The organism is Nonomuraea sp. NPDC050153 (assembly GCF_044460125.1).
GTDB lineage: Bacteria > Actinomycetota > Actinomycetes > Streptosporangiales > Streptosporangiaceae > Nonomuraea.
In genome coordinates, this window is sequence record NZ_JBITJQ010000042.1 from 65,476 (window position 1) to 83,200 (window position 17,725).

A 17,725-nucleotide genomic window follows, 5' to 3' on the forward strand; every position below is an offset into this window, starting at 1 on the left:
GTCGGTTGCTCTCGTCCCGAGAGGTCGGTACGCCGCAGCGGCGCACGTCAGCCACAATGCGCGGTTCAGACCTTCACCCGGTCGCGGTCGCGTATCCGCGGCCGCTCGGCCGCGCATCAGGTGTGTATCAAGACTCCGGCCATCACGCGTCGGCGTCGCTTCGCAGGCGGAGCGTGGCCATCCCACCGCCGTCCGGGGCGTTGGCGAAGGCGAGATCGGCGCCGATCACTTGTGCCTGCCCGGCGGCGATGGCCAGGCCCAGGCCATGGCCGTGGCCACGCTCGGCCCCACCCGTGCGGAACCGCTGCGGTCCCTCTGCCAGCAGCCCAGCCGGGAATCCGGGGCCGTGGTCGCGCACGATGATCGTCGTGCCGTTCACGGCGACCTCGACCGGAGAGCGCCCGTGGCGGTGGGCGTTGGTGACCAGGTTCGTGATGATCCGGTCGAGGCGGCGCGGATCGGTGTCGACAACCGGCTCACCGGTCACCGTCAGCCGGACCTGAAGCTTCGTCCGGGCCACGGACTCCTCGACGACCTGGCCCAGCGGGACCGGACGGCGGTCGGCCCGCTCCGCGCCCGCGTCCAGCCGAGAGATCTCCAGCAGGTCCTCCACCAGCGCCCGCAGCACCCGCACCCGGTCACGTACGAGGTCGGTGGCTTCGCCCGGCGGCAGCAGCTCCGCCGAGACGACCAGTCCCATCAGCGGGGTGCGCAACTCGTGGGCCACGTCGGCGGTGAAGCGCTGCTCGCTCAACAGCCGGTCCCGCAGGCTGTCGGCCATCGAATCGATGGTGGCCGAGATCTCGGTGATCTCGTCGCCGCCCCGGCCGCCCATCATGCTCCTGGCCTCCAGGTCGCCGTCCGCGATCCGCCGCGCGGTGCGGGCCACCCGCCTCAGCCGCCGGTTGGGCGCCTCGGCGGCCAGCGCGGCCAGAGGTACGACAACCGCGAGCACGGCCAGCGACGCCTTCACGATGGTCCGGTCCAGGGCCTGCAGATCGCGTATCTCCGAGCCCATGTCGATCGGCACGGCCAGCACCTGGCCGTCGATCGCCTGCGCCGCCCACATCCAGGGAATGTCCGGCCGGCGGTCGTCGTACCAGGTGCTGAACCGGCCTGTGCTCCTGGCCCGCTGGAGCAGCACGGGCGGGACTTCCGCGGGCTGCGGCGCATCGGCCGGTGCGGCGCCTGTACGCCGATAGGTGTCCACCACGATCAGCAGCGCGCTGAAAGCCCGATCCCTGCCCAGACTCATGGACCGGTCGAAGGTGCGCTGGTGGACCAGCACTCCGACGGCCAGCGCGACCGCGCAGGACGCCAGGGCCACGAGCGCGGCGATCTTCCAGCGCAGCGACCTCCAGCTGAGCGGCCCACGTGCCGCCCGGGCGATGGCCTGTCCCACTTCAGCGCCGCAGCTTGTAACCGAAGCCGCGCACCGTCTCGATCCGGTCGGCGCCGATCTTCTTGCGCAGCCGCTGCACACACAGGTCGACGACGCGGCTGTCGCCGTCCCAGCCGTAATCCCAGACGTTGCGCAACAGTGTCTGCCGGTCCAGCACGATCCCCGGGTTCGCCGCGAACTCCAGCAGCAGGCGCAGCTCGGTGGGAGCGAGCGCGACCGGCTCACCGGCGCGGCGCACCACCAGGCCCTGGGGATCGACGGTCAGGTCCCCGAAGACCAGGTCGCCGGCACCGTCGTCGGGCGGACCCGGGGCCTGGCCGGGGCTCGGGGCGAAGGAGGCCCGGCGCAGCAGGGAACGGATCCTGGCCAGCAGCACGGAGGTGTCGACCGGCTTGACGACGTAGTCATCGGCCCCCGCCTCCAGCCCCGACACCACGTCCAGGGCGTCACCACGTGCGGACATCATCAGGATCGGCACCAGGCTCCACTCTCTGACCTGCCGGCACAGCCCGATGCCGTCCAGCCCTGGCAGCATCACGTCCAGCAGGAGCACGTCATGCCGCTGCTCCCTGAACAGTTCGAGCCCGGTCAGGCCGTCGCCGGCGGTGCTCACGTGATAGCCGTAGCGCTCCAGCACCATCCCGACCGACTTGCGGATCACCTCGTCGTCCTCGACGAGCAGCACGGTCACCGGAGCCGACGACCTGCCACCGACCTCCGAAGCCGACATTTCTCCCCAAAAGCTGACGCATTAGCCACAAAGACGATACAAGGATGCGCGCCGCGGACATCCACGACGCCTCAGCCATGTATCAGCCAAGAATCAACGGCCCATGGGAGTGGCTCAGACGAGTGAGGCGTCGGCCGCCGTCCTGATCCGGGCGTACATCTTCCGCAGGCCGGGGCCGGGCTCCAGGCCCAGATCGTCGTCCAGCAACCGGGCGATCCGCCGGTAGGCCGACAGAGCCTCCCCGCGGCGGCCGTCGCGGTCGAAGGCCCACGTGAGCAGTTCCCACAACCGCTCGCGACAGGGCTCCGCCGCCGTCGCGAGCGTCAGTTCGGCGATCACCTCGCCACAGTCGCCCTGCTCGATGTCGAGTGCCCAGCGCTCCTCCATGGCCGACGCGCGCGGCTGTTCGAGCCAGGCGCGGCGGCCCTCGAAGAAGGCTCCGCTCAACCCGTCGAGCGCCCGCCCGCGCCACAGCGCCAGCGCGCCACGCAGCAGCCGGGAGGCCTCCGCGATCTCCCCTTGCTCGCGAACTCCCCGGGCGGCGGCGGTGGTCTGGCGGAACACCGTCACGTCGACCGTTGCTGTGCCGGGCACACCGGCGACGGGGGGAGAGCTGGAGGCCGCGCTGGCGGCGCTGGCTCGCGCGTATGGCGACGCGGTCACCGTGATGACGGGGATGTCGGCGTCCGTTGATGTGCAGGCCGCTGTCGCCGGTGCGGCCCGGATCGATGATCTGCTGCGCGAGCTGGAGGCGGATCTCGCCAGGCGGTGCAGGATGCTGGTTTGGGCTTCGGTAAGAACGTGATCTGATCGGCGTTCGAGACCAGCGTGTAGTGGGACACGCTCGTCAAGCTACGCAATCGAGCGCGCTGCGACCTAACCGTCCGAGGGTGGGAGGGTGGCATGTTGGACATCTCGGCGGGCATCGCGGCGGTTGGCGTGCACGCTGGTGATCGTGACGGTCGTCAGGACCACGATGATGACGCCGAGTGAGACCAGGGTGGGGATCTGCGGGATTGTGGGCCAGATGCCGTGCGCCCAGTGCAGGGCGAGTTTGACTCCGATGAAGCCCAGGATGACGCCGAGCCCGTGGTTGAGGTGGCGTAGCTTCTCCAGCACGCCCAGCAGCACGAAGTACAGCGCCCGCAGCCCGAGCAGGGCGAAGGCGTTGGTGGCGAAGACGAGGAAGGGGTCTTTGGTGACGCCGTACACGGCGGGCACCGAGTCGACCGCGAAGACGATGTCGGTGGCGAAGACGGCCACGATGGCCAGCGTCAGCGGGGTCAGGGCGCGCCGACCATCCTCGCGAACCGTCAGGCGGGAGCCGCAGTAGTCGCCGGTGACCGGCATGAAGCGCCGCAGCAGCCGGATCGTGCGCATGGAGGAGATGTCCACTTCCTGCTGTTTGCCGCTCAGCGCGTCGGCGAGGATCTTGCCCGCGGTGACGATCAGGATGGCGCCGAACAGCAGGAACGCCCAGGCGCCGCTCTGTAGCGCGGCCGCGCCCAAAGCGATGAAGACCGCACGCAGCGCCAGTGCCCCGATGATGCCGTACAGCAGCACCCGCTGGGCGAGCTCGCGGGGCACCGCGAAGGCCGACAGCAGCAGCATGAACACGAACAGGTTGTCCACCGACAGCGACTTCTCCACCACGTACCCGGTGTAGAACTCCACCGACGCCTGCGGCCCGAACGCACGCCACACGTAGAGGCCGAACAGCAGGGGAAGCGCCAGGTAGAAGACCGACCAGCCTCCCGCATCCGCACCTCGTGCGGGCGCCGCGTCACGATGAAGTCCGCGCCCAGCAGCAGCGCGAGGCAGCCAACGGTGATCGCCCACAGCTGCGGCGAGCCGATCGTCTCCAACGGGGCAGCCGTCATCAGGCCTGTAGGGACGGGCATGGAACCTCCTCGGACCGGACGGGCCGTTCGAGGTCTCCTTCAGCCACCACCTTGCGGGCGGCCGCCCGGGGACGAGGTCACGCCCGTACTGACCGGGCCGGCTCTTGGGAAGTACTCCCCTCGCCCTTCCAGGGTAGGCGAACCTCCTGGTCAGCTCCACTTCGGCGGCTTCCCGGGTGATCGAAAGGCGTTTGACCGGCGCTGCCATCTGGGCCGATAGTGGAAGGAGCACGTAAGGGGTCGGATGATCAGGGGGATGACTGAACTCAACGCCTGTAACCGATGCTGGGCATCCAGCCCGCACGTCACATATCGGGCATTGATGCTTGCCGATCCTCCTCGGAGTCCGGGCCGGTACCGAGTCCTGCCACGATGGCTGCGTCCGGATCGTCTGCGGCCGCTGAAACCACGTCGCCTTCTGTGGAATACGCGCCCTCGACTGCGGTGTCCGCATCCTCCTCGGCGATCGTCGGCAGGACGTATTCCTGGCCGAGCTCGGCCAGGTGCAGCGGGAGAGGCAGAGCGAGCGCCTGCGGGTAGTCCGGTGGTTGACGCAGCTGATGCACGGCGAACGCCAGCGACTCCGGATCGTCACCGTCGTCCTGATGGCACCCGAGAACGGCGATCTCCACGAGCCCGGGATTCCAGCCCGGGATGTTGGTGTCGATCCTGCTCCCACCTTCGCTGCCGCGGCGGGGACGCGGAGCCAGTTTGTCGGCTTCGATGGCCGAGGTCCTGAACTGGGCGGGCTTGGGCGTGGTGCTGTAGAAGACCCGGCTCATACCCTCACTCTGAGGAACCCACAGGTGAGATGGCAGTCCGTTCGCTTCATCCTTCGGGTTGAGACCCCACCACTGAGGAGTCTCCCGATCCCGTGCGGTCCGCACGCGGACAAGCCGCAGGTCCGGATGGAGCCTGCGGCCCGGCGCATGACCGTCTCGGATACGGTCCGGTTCGACGCGGCCGTCCTGGAGCCACGTCCAGTGTGAGCGGGCGTTCTGTCCGTGGGCGAGGAGCAGCGTGGGCGTGCCACGCAGGGAGCGCAGCATCTTCTGCAACCACTCCTCAGTGTCGCGCCGCTGCTGGTCCATGTCGCGGTAATAGCTGCCCTGTCCGCCGTTCCCACTGCCGGGAACGGAGACCTCCGCGAGCCGCGTCAGCTTCAGCAGCAGGGCGGGATACGAGATCCACTCATTCGCCTCCGGGTCCCACCCCTGGACGTCGGCGACGCCGCTGCCGGAGCCCCGCGGAGTCACCAGCACAGCGATCGGGACGTGCGCCGCCCACCTGTTGCGTGCCGTGCGATTCTTCCTGACGAGCCAGATGGCGGCATACCTTAGTCCGGCGGGCAACCTCTCGCCGAGACTGTGCTCGGGATGCACGCGAATGCCGAGCTGACGCAGGCCGTCGTCCCAGGCCATCGAGACACGATGACCGAGGGTCTTCACCGAGTCGTATCGGCCGGCCTTCTTGGGCACCGTCACGAACTGGGTGACCGCGCCGGCGTCGGCGAAGCCGAGCCTGAGAGCGAACTTGGGGTCGTGGTCGCCGGTTTCGAAGTCGGCCCTGCGGTCGAGTTCCACCAGCGCCAGCGTGGGATTCTTGTTCGTGATGTCCTCGGCGAGCCAGCCGCGGGCACTGGTACGCCGGGCCTGAACGGCCGTGCTGATCGCCGACAGCGGGCGCGGAGTCCCCTTCGGCGCAAGAGCGAGCCCTTCTCCGAGGCCGGCTGTCAGTTTGATGCAGCGCAGCCGCATGGTGAGTTCGGCGGACTGCCACTCCAAAAGCACCGGGTCGCCGGGGCGGGCAGCCTCGTGCTGCTCCTCGGACATGGCGTCGCCATCACCTTTCAGCCCGAGCTGTTCGACGAGTTCCGCGATCGCTGCCTCGCGTAGCTCGCGGGTCTGCCAGAGAAGCCGTGCCTCCAGCACCGGAAGCGTTTCCGGATCGGCGTCTGGGGCCAGGCTGGACATCGCGAAGGCCGCGCTCATCCGCCGTTCCGAGGACCTGCGGACATCTGTTTCTTGCTTGTCCTCCTTCTTCACGCTGGCGGGAGCTGCGTTGAGAGGCTTGGAAGATTTCGCGCGCCGCGTGCGGACGAGAGCGGGAGCCGCCCGCATCTCGGCGGGCAGGGCCTGCTCCGCCCACTCCGTGAGCTCGGAACGCTGATGCGACATGAGGCCCGCCTTGACCTCGTGGCCGCCCATCGCCGTGCTGTAGACGATGCCCGCGCGCAGACCCTGATCCAGCCAATCCTCGGGGCTCGAAAGGATCTCTTCCGCGCCAGGGAAAGGCTCGGCCAGCGAAATGCCGCGCAGGATGCCGGCCGGGCCGCCGTTCACCCAACTGGTGGTCCACTCCGCCCGCTCCCTGTCCCAGCGGCGTTCCACCCTGGCCAGCGCGTAGCGCTCGCTGCGCGGCGCGCCGGGCAGGTACGGCACCCGGGGCCGCAACACCACGGTCGTCTTGCGACGGTACGGCAGATGGACCTTGCCGGTCGTCGAGCTGACCCGAGTCGCCCAGCGCCGGACGCCGAAGTGCAGGTTGAAGCGGGGAAGAGAGTCGAAGGGAACGGTGTGGAGGGTGATGTTGAGGACGATCGAGTACCACCAGGTCCGCGTGCCGGACACGAAGGGCAGCGGTTGAGAGACCAGCTCGGCACCCTTGTCACGAGGTCCTCGTGGCACAGCTCGGAACTGGAGGCGACCGGCGGCATGCTCATACGGCCCAAGGGCGAGAACACGCCTCGCCAGCCAGTCGGTGCTGAGCGTGAATTGCTGCGCGAGGGGCGAGGCCGTGCCGCCGCCCGGTGTCGTCGGGCATCGGAGCAGCTCCACCTCGACCGGCTCCCAGGTCGGCGGGGACGCCGACAGCTCGGCGCGGACGTCCTTGAGGGCGGCCCGATGCTCCGACTCCGGCCGCAAGTCCCCCAGCCAGCGGTCCAGCAGCGCACGGAGCACAGGGCCAGGCAGCGGGTCCGCGACCTCCTCGGGCACGTACAACCAGCGCTCGGACGGACGGGGCAGCACCAGAAGGTCGGGAGCGAAGGCCTGAATCACCTGTTCGAAGCGGTAGGTGGGCACCGTGCGATAAGGTTCAGCCCCTTCGGGGCGGCCCAGGTTGCAGAGCGCGAGGATCGTGTCGCGCCAGTTCTCGGGGAAGCGCAGCGCGCGGTAGCGGCCGACGACGCCGGCGTCCTGCGAGACGGGCTGCCAGGAGGCGGTGCGGATGGAGTCGTAATTGACTGGCACGGTGGTCCTCAGCTGTGGTGTTCGAGGTCGGACAGGGCGTTGTACAGCGGTTGGTAGAGCAGCCGGGCGAGCGCCGGATCCGCGGGATCGGGGAAGTTCGCCGTGGCGGCCTCGCTGTCGAAGTAGGGGGCGAGGATGGAGCGGAGCGCCGTCAGAAGGCCGTCTTCCAGGGGAACAGGTCCTGTCGCGCCGGGGGACAGCGCGCGGGCCATCTTCGGGGCGAAACTGGCGTCGACGAAGACGACCCGGGCAGGCACCCCGCCCCGTACGAGCCGGCCGATGACCTGCCACATGGTGACCAGCTGATCCCAGGCGAAAGCCCGCTTCTCCCAGGGCGACAGCCGTGAGTAGACGTAGCGCCGGGACAGCAGCCGACGCCATTCCTGCCGCGCCTCGTGGCGGAAGTCAAGCCCGGCCCGGTCGAGTCCGGCGGCCTTGGCGACGAGCTCGCCGAACGTGGCCGGACCTTCGCGGTTGTCGGGCCGCCTTTGGTCGCGGACGAAACGGCAGACCCAGTCGTTCACGGCGAAGATCGCCAGCGCCAGGTCGTCGGGACGGGGATGCGGCCGAGCCAGGAACAGCGCGGTGCCGAAGGCCGCGTTGCGATCGGTGTTGAGGATGTTGTGCCCGCGCTCGACCGCCAGCAAGGGTGCCACCAGCAGTTCGGCATCGTGGTCCTCGGCGAACATGGCGAGGTCGCCCCGCCGCAACGTGATGGCGTGCTCCGCGACCGCCGGGTCCGTGCCGCGTACGGACTGATCGAGATCGGCGTCGTCGGCGGCCAGGACCTGGACCCTGCCTCGCCAGCGGTCCAGCCCGTGCAGAGTGTCGGCGACGGCGTTCGCCTCCTTGTAGCTGCCGACGAGCAGGATCGCCCGGCGCCGGTTGTCATCCCCGACGAGGGCCAGCTCCTCCTCCAGCGGGCTCGCGCCGCCACCCCACCCAGGGCTGCCCAGGCGCATGGCGAGAGCCCTGGCGGCGGCGGGCCGGACCTTCGGGTCGGTGCCGGACAGGCTCAGAGGCGCTCCGCTGGCGTCATAGAGGAAACGCGTGGCGAACCGCGACTTCCCCACCGCGTCGAGCGAGCGTTCCGACGGCATGAGCACGGCGCCCACAGACGCCAGGACATGGGCCCGGGTCGACGCCCCGGCCCAGCTGGTTCCCGACATGAGCACCACGTGCGGTCCCGGGCGTCCCTGTCCTGGGTCTGCGCCCAGCTCGTGGAGAGAGAGAAGCAGCTCCCGGCCTACACCCGCGCACCGGAAGAAGCGCAGGGTGCCGCTGTTGTTGCCGTCCTCGTCGCGTTCCCGCTCGTCCGGGAGGTACTGGAAGCCGAGGACGTTGCCCATCGGGGCCTCGGGGCCTCGGGGATGAGCGGTGCATAGTCGAGCGGCGGTCGCCTCGCCAGTTCGTTGCCGGTGGAGTCCAGCCGGAGGGCGGCCTCGACCTGGGGCCAGAGGAACGTCAGGCGTTCCAGGCGCTGGTGGAGAGCCGACAGCACGAGCAGGAACTCGAGCCGCCGGCAGGTCAGGTCGCGCCAGGCGTCGTCCCGTGCGGAGGCAGGTGTGCCCTGGATCAGCTTGTCGAGCAGTGCCTTGACGCGGGCGCGTGTACGGGCCGTGTTGAGGGTGTGCAGGAGGTCGCGGGTGGTGTCGATCAGGTCGTCGGTGCTCGTGTCGTACGGGCCGGAGTCGCCCAGCGGATCGTCGCGGAAGGCGTCCAGGAGCTCGGTGAGCTGCGAACGAAGAGAGTCCAGGGAGAGGTGGCTCTCATCGGCGTCTGGCGAATCGTCGTCGTAGGGCTCGTACAGCTGCCGCTCGTCGTGCACGCCTTCGGGGCCCGGGTGCTGCTCGTCGAACCAGTCCCCGAGTAGCTTCTCCTGCAGGGTCCACGGGCTGAAGTACTCGATGTCCGCCCAGTCACGCAGCTCCCCACCGGAGATGAGCAGCCGGTAAAGCCGGTCGGTGGCGGCGGTGACGACGGTCAGCGCCGAGTTCCACCGCTCGATGTCCTGGTCCGTGAGGGGCAGCCGGCCGCGTCGCGAGAGCTCCTCGATCTTGTGGGTGTGCAACTGGTCGAGCCAGGATTCGGGACCTGGGGATACGAGTGTCGCCGAGGGGGCGAAGATCTCGTCCAGCTTCATCTGGACCGAGTCGGCCTCGTCCACGATTCCAAGACTGCCGCGACCTCGGCCTGCTCGCTCGGGAAAGTGGCCGTGCGAGGGCGCTTACCGTGCAGCAGGGACCGGTAGCCGGACAGGCTCTCGTTGCCCTGTCCGCCCAGGTCCTCGACGAGCGACCCGTCGAGCAGGCCGGTCGACCAGGTCAGGATCTCCGCCGTGCTGCGGTAGTTGATGCGCAGTCGGCCGCTTCGCCCGGCCACGGAGATGCCGAGTGAGCTGAGTGACACCTTGGAGTCGTAGATCCGCTGGTGCGGGTCGCCTGTGATGAAGAGATCGTCCGGGCCGTCGAGGACGGCAGCGCGCAGCACTCGCCACTGCGCCGGGTGCAGGTCCTGAGCCTCGTCCACGATGACGTGGTCGAAGCCGTACCGCCTCAGGTCGGAGCCGCCGAGCAGGCGGGTCGCCTCCGCGCAGAGCTGCAGGTGGGTGCTGACGCCGCCGTTACGGAGCTCCGCCGTGAACGCCTCCACCGCATCCCAGACCTGCTCCCGCTGCCGCGGCCCGATCGCCGTGCCCCGGCCCCGCCGGGGCGCCTGGAGGTACTCGGTCCGCGAATTGATCCGCTGCGCGAGGACGACATGCCGGTACTCCTGGCGCAGGAACTGCTCGGTCCAGGGCAGGTCCAGCCGCCGGATGACGCGCCGCCAGATCTGCCGCTCGTCGGCGTCCCCGATCATCTTGGGCGTGCGGCCGGCCAACGCCCGCACGACGCGGTAGACGTAGGCGTTAACCGTGGTGACGTCCACCCTCGCGAGCTGCTTCTCGTCGTCGAGAAGCAGCTCGAGATTCTCCCGCAGCGCCGCCGCGAGCGCGGTGGTGTACGTCGTGAGCAGGATCCGGCTGCCTGGCGAGCGGGTGAGCAGGTGCTTGACCCGGTGCAGCGCGACCACCGTCTTGCCCGTTCCCGGGCCGCCCGTCACCTGCGCGGGCCCGTTGTAGGAGGGCCGGTACGCGACGCGCCGCTGCGAGGGATGCAGGAAGACCCGCCACGCGGCGAACGGCTTGCTGAGCACGTCGGTCAGCTCGTCCGCGCTGCTCACCAGGGTGATGCGGGTCGTGGTGTTGATGATCGCCCGCTCGAGGCTCCGGTCCGCGTCGGCAGAGGCATCGCCGGGGCGGCGCTCGGCCACGACCTGCTGGTAGACCTCCTGGGGCGAGAACCCCTCCGCGAGATACTGCAGCACCTCGAACTGGTCCTCGGGCAGGAGCGAGGCGAACGCGTTCAGCTGCGGCTGGTCGATGATGGTCCGGACGGCGCGCAGAACCTGGTCGTCGATGCCGAGATCACGCAGCACGGCGTCGGAGTGCTTGGCGAACAGCAGCGACGGCGCCTCGGCCGCCGCCTGCTCCAGGGCCGGGGTGAGCTGCTCGATGGCGACGACGTTGCGCACCTCCAGGGCGTGCGTGGCGGAGTTGACGGTGTAGAGCCGCTTGGCCGCCCAGCCGTAGGCCTCGTCGTGTGGCACGACGTTCAGCAGCAGGAACGTGTCGGTGCCGTCGTCCGGCGCCAGGACCATCCGCGCCAGAACTCGGTGACGCGGATGGTCCGCATCCGCGGGTCCCGCGCGTTCACCACAGACTCCAGGTGCAGGCCCTTGTCGGCGTACAGCTCGGCGATGGCGAGCTACTGGAACCGTTTCATGGCCTTACGCACGCCCGCCTTGACCGGCTTCTCCAGAGCGTCGAAGCTCTCCCAGAAACTGTTGGCGAAGGCGAGCTGCGGCACGCGGAACCTCCCAGGCGAGTGTGAGGCACCAGGGTATGGCCGAGCAGTTCGGCGGAGCCGGCGATCCCGGTGGATTGCGATCAGGGAAGGGCTGCACGCTAGGAGGAATGCTCCTACTTAGCTAGGAGGATGCTTCCTAGCGCGGTATTCTCCTTGTGCCGACCCGGACCGCGACCCGGAGCTCTTTCGCGAGGCCGTCAAGCGGCTGGAGGCGGTCGTAGAGAGGATGAGCCGATGAGCAAGACGATTACGTATGTCGTCACGTATGAGAACCGGCGGTGGGTGTCGCGCTGCCCCAGCGGTGAGGTCGAAGGAGTCGGTGTGGCAAGTTCCTTGTCCCAGCTGGAGCGCGACTTGACGGAGATTCACGCCTGGGCATGGCCCGAGGAGACTCCCGCCGTGGAGTTCGTCTTCGATCTCCCTGAGGAGGTGGCGAGAGTAGTGGCGGAATACAGCCGCGAGAAGGAACTAGCCGAAGCGCATGCCAAGCGCGCTGCGGAACTAGCGGTCAAGGCCGCGAAAGTACTGACAAGCCACTGGTCGGAGCCAGATACGGCACGCGTCATGGGTTTGTCCAAGCAACGTGTCCACCAATTGAAGGTGAGCGCCTGACGGTTGTCAGGGCGTGTGGCTCTTGCTCACTGCAGTCGTAGGCGTGACGCTGCGGAGAAGTTCCGTACGTGCGGGTCTTGCGCGTTGACGACCCAGCTCAGTAGCAGGCCCTTGCCGGCTACGGCGCGCGAACCCTCCCAGGACGAGCGAGGGGTGGCTAGGGTATGGGTGGGTCGTTTGCCGGGCAGGTCATCGTGGAAGATCGCGATGGTCGAGGGTGAATTGACGTCGGTTGAGGAGTTCGAGTGGGTCTCACCAGGTACCCTCTGACGGAGTTCGAGCAGAGTCTCGCCAACGTTGCGGTCGACCGGGGATATGAATCAACCCACCTATTGAAGTACGTCTGCGAATTGAGTCATCCGGCAAGCCGCGTGACGATCTATTTAGACCGTATGCGAGCCCTTCGTCGGGTAATCGAAGTCATGATCCACCCGGAAACCGCAATGGCGGTGCTCGCAACGATTGAGACCGTTCACGGTCTCAGTATCAACTCGGCATTGTGTCACAATTCCAACTTGCGTCGATTCCCGAAAAGACTCAACAAAGGCGTGAAGGAGATCGCCTTCGCTCGTTCGGTCGAGTGCGCAGATGTCACCGCCTTCAACCGCCTGCTACAGACGCTTACGGCGAGCTGATCCAAGCCGCCGTCCAGCACCTTCATGGACTCGATCATGCCGTTGCGGATCTCCTCACGGCACCCGGGACGCCCTTCACACTCGCAGGACGGTGACCTGGCGGCCGGACGGTGTGGTCGCCTGGTCGAAGCCGCCGCGTTCCTTCCAGGGTGGAGCTTCGGGGCGACGGTCGAAGATGACCAGGACGCCGGTGGTGAGGGTGAGGCGGTCGAGGTAGCGGTCGAGCTGGGCGAGGCCTTCGGGTTGGGGGTCGTCTGCGCCGGGTCGCCATACTTTGAGTTCCATGGCTTCGCGTTGGATGAGTCGTTGGCCGTCGGGGCCGTTGTAGGGCCAGCGGGCGAGCATGTCGAGGCGTTTGGTGCCGGCGGCGTATTCGCGGTCGAGGTAGCCGCCGCCGTTGACGAGGCGGTGCAGGAAGGCCATGAGGATGATCTGGCAGGCGGCTTCGTGATAGCCCTCTTGCTGGATGAGGACTTCGCCGTGTTCGCGCCAGAAGATCACGAACTCTTCCAGCAGGCGTGGCAGGTCGAAGCGGCCGTCGGGGAGTACGAAGGTGTGCGGGTCGGCGCGTACGAACCGTTCGGTGCGGTCGCCCAGGACCCGGAGCAGGACTTCCCGGTAGATGGGGTTGGCGATTTCCAGGTCTCTGGTGCCCCGGATGAGGCCGAGGTCGTGTACGTAGGAGGCGGCGTGGTCGAAGGCGATGTCCGTGCCCGGGGACGTGCCGGCCACGATGGGTTCGATCACTCGTTTGACGCGGGGGTCGTGCAGCCGCGCCGCCAGGGCGTCCAAGTGGGTGGCGCGGGCCCGAATGAGTCGCTCTTTGGCGTCGTCCACCTGGCAGGTGGTGATGGTGCCGGTCACTCCCATTTTGAAGGTGATCTCATGGGCGAGAGCGTTGACCAGCCAGGGTTGTCCCTGGGTCAGCTCGAAGACCCGGTCCACCGTGTCTTTGGTGAATTCCTGGCCGGTTGCCTGGGTGTGCTGGTCGTAGAGTTCGGTGATCTGGTCGGTGGTGAAGTCGCCCAGGCGCAGCGAGTCGGCGAGGATGTTGAACGGGCTGGCCGGACTGAACCGTACGGGGTCGCCGCCGGAGGCGACTTTGTAGTCGCGCAGATCGCGCAATCCGCACAGCACCACAGAGGCGGGGAACGGACGCCCCCCCGATCGTACGTTGTGGCCGTGGCGGAGCTGGCTGAGGATGCTGATCAGGCTGGTGCCTTGCAGGGCGTCGATCTCGTCGAGGAACAGCACGACCCGGCGTGGGCAGCGGCGGCACCACGCACTCAGCGCCTTACGGAACCGGCTGCCCACCTGCGCCTGCGGCCAGGGGTCCGGCGGCAGCAGTTCGTCGGGCCATCCCGAGGCCTCGGCGGCCTCGCGGAGTGTATCCAGCAGAACCGCCTCCGTAAGAGCAACATCGTCACCGGCGGTCTTGGCGTCCTCGCAGGAGAACATCAGCGCCGCGATGCCGCCCTCGGCGGTCAGCTCGGACGCCAGGGCGGCCAGCGTGGTCGTCTTGCCGGTCTGCCGGGGCGCGTGCAGCACAAAGTAGCGGTCCATCTCGATGAGCGCGCGCGCCTCGGGAAGCCGTGGTGTGGGAGGCAGCATGTAGTGGCGCTGCGGGTCGCACGGACCGGTGGTATTGAAGAACTTCGCTGGGGGTGCTGGCATGGTCACATTCTGCCACCATCTTGAGCTGAGGGCCCAAAGATCCTCATGCGGGCCTCGGCCAGCGCCTCGTCGGTGAAAGGCCCCTGCTGTTCCCGGCGCAGTAGGTCGGCGCACAGGGGCGAGTGGTGCAGCAGGAACTCTCGGTAGATCGGGTTGGCGATCTCCGGCGCTCCGCTTCCCCGGATGAGACCCAGATTGCGAACGTAGGAGACGTCATCATGGAGGTAAGCGTCCTTGCCCGGCAGCATTCCCTCCATAACCGCCCGGATGACGCGTTCCACCCGTGGCTCGTACAGTCGTGTCATGAGGGCGTCCAGGTGAATGGGGCGCTTCCGAATCAGTCGTTCCTTGGCCTCGTCGACCTGTGCGGTGGTGATGGCGCCGCTCACCCCCATCTCCGAAGTGATCTCGTGGGCGAGGGCGTTGACCAGCCAGGGTTGTCCCTGGGTCAGCTCGAAGACGCGGTCCACCGCGTCCTTGGCGAATTCCTGGCCGGTCGCCTGCGTGTGCTGGTCGTAGAGTCCGGCGATCTGGTCGGTGGTGAAATCGCCCAGGCGCTGTGAGTCAGCGAGGACGTTGAACGAGCCGGCCGGGTTGAACCGTGCCGGGTCGCCGCCGGTGGCGACCTTTCCACCAATTGAAGGTGAGCGCCTGACGGTTGTCAGGGGCATGTGGATCACCAAGGTATGGGTGGGCTGTTCGCCGAGCCGGACATCGCAGAAGATCGCGTTGGCTGAGAGTGGCGTGTGGATTGACGTCGATTGAGGAGTTCGAGTGAATCTCACCAAGCACCCCCTGACGGAGTTTGAGCAGCGCCTCGTCGACATTGCGGTCGACAGGGGGTATGAATTAACCCACCTCGTGAAGAAGGTCTGCGAATTGGGTCATCCAAGAAGCTGCGTAACGATCTACCTCGTCCGCATGCATACCCTCCGCGAGGTGATCGAGACCAGGATCCACCCGGAAACCCCTCTGGCGGTGCTTGAGGCGATTGGCGCCATCCGCGGTCTGAGCGTCAACTCTGAATTCCGCTATCATTCCAACTTGCGTCGATTTCCAAGAAGGCGCAACAAGGGCGTGGCCGAGATTCCCTTTGCTCGTGCGGTCGGATGCACGGATATCACTGCCTTCGATCGCCTGCTGCAGATGCTTGCGGCAGGCTGATCCAAGCCCGCGGGCCGGAAACCCTCCCAGCAGTGGGATTGGCTCTGAGCAAAACTCGGGCACCTGTCACACACGTAGGACGATGATCCGGCGGCCGGATGGGGTTCTTTACCATAGCGGAGCGACGCCCATGTGGTCGCTCCGCCGTACGTGGCCGATGTCTCCCTAAAACATGTCGTCGAGAAGCTGTGACGCTGCCTTGGGGCCCATCATATTTGACCAGACTTGTTCGGCGGGTAGCCAGTCACGTTCGGGCAGTGTGTACTCGGGAAACCAAGCATCAAATGTGCAGCCGGGAACGCGAGAAAGAATCATCGCGGTGAGGTTTATCGGGACTGAGCCGGTGATTCGGATCGCGACGTAGGTCTCGTGGCCATCGTCGCGTTGTATCGCTGCCTGCGCGAATGCCGGCAGCCACAAGCCAGTCCCGCACCTCGGAGTCGGGTTCGTCGGAGAGGACGGCACCCCGCCATCGGCCGGTCTTGACCTTGAAGAGGACGACATCGTCGATGGCCCGGATCCGCTCATGCGGGGTGTCAGGGGCGGCGAACTGGTCGCTTGCCTTCTGTAGCAAAGGGTGGTCGATCTGGTCGAGTGTGGTCCGGGCCGACGGGACGGGTAGAGATAGGTCGTCGCGCAGACATCTGAGCGTGGGGCGGACCGACATGAGATCAGTCCTCCCACTCACCGACACCGCCGAGCTGGTCGATCTTCTCGCGTGACAGCCCGGTGAGCGCGGCGACGCTTGAACCGAGCGAGCCGTCCAGCACCTTCATAGACTCGATCATGCCTTTGCGGATCTCCTCACGGCGCTGCTCCAGATAACCCTTGACGGCCTCGGACACGAGGTCCTTCTTGGTCATGCCGAGGAAATGCGCAGCCTGGGAGATCAACTCGTCCGTCGCAGGGTCGATCTTCAGGGGTGCTTGACGCTTCGTGGCAGCAGCCATATCTATCCCTCCCGAGTCCATGGTACCTAAGTACCTTAGGCCCGGCCTGAGCCGACGTAGGTCGTGTCACCTTGACAGTCGTGCCGATATCGTCGGAACTCAGCAAGGCCCACTCGAAACGTCGCCGAAATCCGCCGCTCCGAAGATTCTCAGGCGAGCCTGGACCAGCGCCTCGTCGGTGAAAGGTCCGTGCTGTTCCCGGCGCAGCAGGTCGGCGCACAGGAGCGAGTGCCGCAGCAGGAACTCTCGGTAGATCGGGTTGGCGATCTCCGGTGCTCCGGTTCCCCGGATGAGACCCAGATCGCGAACGTAGGAGACGTCATCGTCGAAGGAAGCGTCCGTGCCCGGCAGTGTTCCCTCCATGATCGCCCGGATCACCCGTTCCACCCGGGGCTCGTACAGTCGCGCCATGAGGGCGTCCAGGTGGACGGGGCGCTCCTGGATCAGCCGTTCCTTGGCCTCATCAACCCGAGCGGTGGTGATGGCGCCACTCACCCCCATTTCGAAAGTGATCTCATGGGCGAGGGCGTTGACCAGCCATGGTTGTCCCTGCGCCAGCTCGAAGACCCGGTCCATCGCGTCCTTGGTGAACTCCTGGCCGGTCGCCTGGGTGTGCTGGTCGTAGAGCTCGGCGATCTGGTCGGCGGCGAAGTCGCCCAGGCGCAGTGAGTCAGCGAGCATGTTGAACGGGCTGGCCGGGCTGAACCGTGCGGCGTCGCCGCCGGAGGCGATGCCTCGGGTGGGATGCGCGTGATCTGCTTGCCGAACGTCCGTCCGGGCCCATGCGCCGGCGCAAGCTCCGGGGCATCCGCCATCCCGGACGCACCGCCCGCTGAGGCGCCGATCAGTGGGCGGCGGGCTTGACCAGACCGCAGTTGTAGGACAGCACCACCGCCTGCGCGCGGCTGTTCAGGCCCAGCTTGCTCATCAGCCGGTTGAGATGGGTCTTGATGGTGCCCTCGCTCACCGACAGCCGGTCGGCGATCTCCTTGTTCGACAGCGCCTGCCCCACCAGGCACAGCACCTCCGTCTCGCGGACGGTCAGGCCGTCGAGGGAGGGCGGGGGCGTGGGCGGGACGATGAACGCCTCGATCAGGCGCTTGGTGATGCCAGGCGCCAGCAGCACGTCACCCGCGGCGACGGTGCCGATGGCCGAGATGATGCGCTCGGGGGAGGTGTCCTTGAGCAGGAAGCCGCTGGCCCCCAGGCGTAAGGCGTTGTAGACGTACTCGTCCAGGTCGAAGGTGGTCAGGATGAGGACCTTGGGTGGTGCGCCCGGGGCCGAGGCCAGGATTCGCTCCATGGCGGTGATGCCGTCCACGCGCGGCATGCTGATGTCCATGAGGATCACCTCGGGCCGGAGCTCGGCGGCCAGGCGCACGGCCTCCTCGCCGTCGACGGCCTCGCCCACCACCTCCAGCCCGGCGGCTCGCAGCAGCGCCGCCAGGCCGGCCCGGATGAGCACCTGATCGTCCACCACCAGGACCTTGGTCATCGC

General features: G+C 67.5%; 18 protein-coding genes. 4 read left to right on the plus strand and 14 right to left on the minus strand.

Features of this window, described 5'->3' with window-relative positions; translation table 11 throughout:
- Positions 1 to 142: 142 nt before the first annotated feature.
- From ACIBQ1_RS53975 to ACIBQ1_RS53985, 3 genes are all read right to left on the minus strand, one after another.
- Positions 143 to 1,402, minus strand: coding sequence for an ATP-binding protein (locus ACIBQ1_RS53975; RefSeq protein ID WP_397290460.1), 1,260 nt, complete (start codon positions 1,400 to 1,402; stop codon positions 143 to 145).
- Between the two features lies 1 nt (position 1,403).
- On the minus strand, positions 1,404 to 2,132 hold the full coding sequence (cseB, locus tag ACIBQ1_RS53980; protein ID WP_397290462.1) for a two-component system response regulator CseB: 729 nt from the start codon (positions 2,130 to 2,132) through the stop codon (positions 1,404 to 1,406).
- Between the two features lie 114 nt (positions 2,133 to 2,246).
- Complete coding sequence (locus ACIBQ1_RS53985; protein ID WP_397290464.1) at positions 2,247 to 2,726, minus strand: BTAD domain-containing putative transcriptional regulator; 480 nt, start codon at positions 2,724 to 2,726, stop codon at positions 2,247 to 2,249.
- Here ACIBQ1_RS53985 and ACIBQ1_RS53990 point away from each other — a divergent pair.
- Positions 2,716 to 2,937 carry a hypothetical protein gene (locus ACIBQ1_RS53990; protein WP_397290466.1) on the plus strand — a complete coding sequence of 74 codons (222 nt, stop codon included), beginning with the start codon at positions 2,716 to 2,718 and terminating at the stop codon, positions 2,935 to 2,937. The genes ACIBQ1_RS53985 and ACIBQ1_RS53990 overlap by 11 nt on opposite strands.
- A gap of 71 nt (positions 2,938 to 3,008) precedes the next feature.
- Here the strand turns inward: ACIBQ1_RS53990 and ACIBQ1_RS53995 are convergent, their stop codons facing one another.
- The 5 genes from ACIBQ1_RS53995 to ACIBQ1_RS54015 all read right to left on the minus strand — a co-directional run bounded on the left by ACIBQ1_RS53995 (position 3,009) and on the right by ACIBQ1_RS54015 (position 10,983).
- Positions 3,009 to 3,971 (minus strand): TerC/Alx family metal homeostasis membrane protein, encoded by a 963-nt coding sequence (locus ACIBQ1_RS53995; protein WP_397290468.1) that lies wholly within the window; start codon positions 3,969 to 3,971, stop codon positions 3,009 to 3,011.
- Positions 3,972 to 4,338: 367 nt separating this feature from the next.
- The gene (locus tag ACIBQ1_RS54000) at positions 4,339 to 7,284 is read right to left on the minus strand and encodes a pPIWI_RE module domain-containing protein (RefSeq protein ID WP_397290470.1); all 2,946 of its coding nucleotides are present in this window, start codon (positions 7,282 to 7,284) and stop codon (positions 4,339 to 4,341) included.
- A gap of 8 nt (positions 7,285 to 7,292) precedes the next feature.
- Entirely contained in the window at positions 7,293 to 8,633 is a 1,341-nt protein-coding gene (locus ACIBQ1_RS54005; protein WP_397290472.1) for a hypothetical protein, read from the minus strand.
- Positions 8,531 to 9,451, minus strand: a complete 921-nt coding sequence (locus ACIBQ1_RS54010) for a hypothetical protein (RefSeq protein WP_397290473.1) — start codon at positions 9,449 to 9,451, stop codon at positions 8,531 to 8,533. Before ACIBQ1_RS54010 ends, ACIBQ1_RS54005 begins: the two co-directional genes overlap by 103 nt.
- Positions 9,424 to 10,983, minus strand: coding sequence for a UvrD-helicase domain-containing protein (locus ACIBQ1_RS54015; RefSeq protein ID WP_397290475.1), 1,560 nt, complete (start codon positions 10,981 to 10,983; stop codon positions 9,424 to 9,426). Before ACIBQ1_RS54015 ends, ACIBQ1_RS54010 begins: the two co-directional genes overlap by 28 nt.
- Before the next feature lie 443 nt (positions 10,984 to 11,426).
- Between ACIBQ1_RS54015 and ACIBQ1_RS54020 the strand changes: the two genes are divergently transcribed.
- Both ACIBQ1_RS54020 and ACIBQ1_RS54025 read left to right on the plus strand, forming a co-directional pair.
- A complete protein-coding gene (locus ACIBQ1_RS54020) occupies positions 11,427 to 11,804 on the plus strand; it encodes a hypothetical protein (RefSeq protein WP_397290477.1) in 378 nt (125 codons plus the stop codon).
- Positions 11,805 to 12,049: 245 nt separating this feature from the next.
- Positions 12,050 to 12,439 carry a hypothetical protein gene (locus ACIBQ1_RS54025; protein ID WP_397290479.1) on the plus strand — a complete coding sequence of 130 codons (390 nt, stop codon included), beginning with the start codon at positions 12,050 to 12,052 and terminating at the stop codon, positions 12,437 to 12,439.
- Positions 12,440 to 12,514: 75 nt separating this feature from the next.
- Here ACIBQ1_RS54025 and ACIBQ1_RS54030 read toward each other — a convergent pair whose 3' ends face one another.
- Together ACIBQ1_RS54030 and ACIBQ1_RS54035 are read right to left on the minus strand one after the other, a co-directional pair.
- Positions 12,515 to 14,113 (minus strand): ATP-binding protein, encoded by a 1,599-nt coding sequence (locus ACIBQ1_RS54030; protein ID WP_397290481.1) that lies wholly within the window; start codon positions 14,111 to 14,113, stop codon positions 12,515 to 12,517.
- A 2-nt stretch (positions 14,114 to 14,115) separates the two neighbouring features.
- Positions 14,116 to 14,784 (minus strand): hypothetical protein, encoded by a 669-nt coding sequence (locus ACIBQ1_RS54035; RefSeq protein WP_397290483.1) that lies wholly within the window; start codon positions 14,782 to 14,784, stop codon positions 14,116 to 14,118.
- 103 nt (positions 14,785 to 14,887) lie between these two features.
- Between ACIBQ1_RS54035 and ACIBQ1_RS54040 the strand changes: the two genes are divergently transcribed.
- Positions 14,888 to 15,277: a hypothetical protein gene (locus tag ACIBQ1_RS54040; RefSeq protein ID WP_397290485.1), complete on the plus strand. Its 390-nt coding sequence runs from the start codon at positions 14,888 to 14,890 to the stop codon at positions 15,275 to 15,277.
- 165 nt (positions 15,278 to 15,442) lie between these two features.
- Here the strand turns inward: ACIBQ1_RS54040 and ACIBQ1_RS54045 are convergent, their stop codons facing one another.
- The 4 genes from ACIBQ1_RS54045 to ACIBQ1_RS54060 form a co-directional block, all read right to left on the minus strand.
- A complete protein-coding gene (locus ACIBQ1_RS54045) occupies positions 15,443 to 15,697 on the minus strand; it encodes a hypothetical protein (protein ID WP_397290487.1) in 255 nt (84 codons plus the stop codon).
- A gap of 251 nt (positions 15,698 to 15,948) precedes the next feature.
- A complete protein-coding gene (locus ACIBQ1_RS54050; protein WP_397290489.1) occupies positions 15,949 to 16,227 on the minus strand; it encodes a hypothetical protein in 279 nt (92 codons plus the stop codon).
- A 99-nt stretch (positions 16,228 to 16,326) separates the two neighbouring features.
- Positions 16,327 to 16,908, minus strand: a complete 582-nt coding sequence (locus ACIBQ1_RS54055) for a hypothetical protein (protein ID WP_397290491.1) — start codon at positions 16,906 to 16,908, stop codon at positions 16,327 to 16,329.
- A gap of 163 nt (positions 16,909 to 17,071) precedes the next feature.
- On the minus strand, positions 17,072 to 17,722 hold the full coding sequence (locus tag ACIBQ1_RS54060) for a response regulator (protein WP_397290493.1): 651 nt from the start codon (positions 17,720 to 17,722) through the stop codon (positions 17,072 to 17,074).
- Positions 17,723 to 17,725 lie beyond the last annotated feature (3 nt).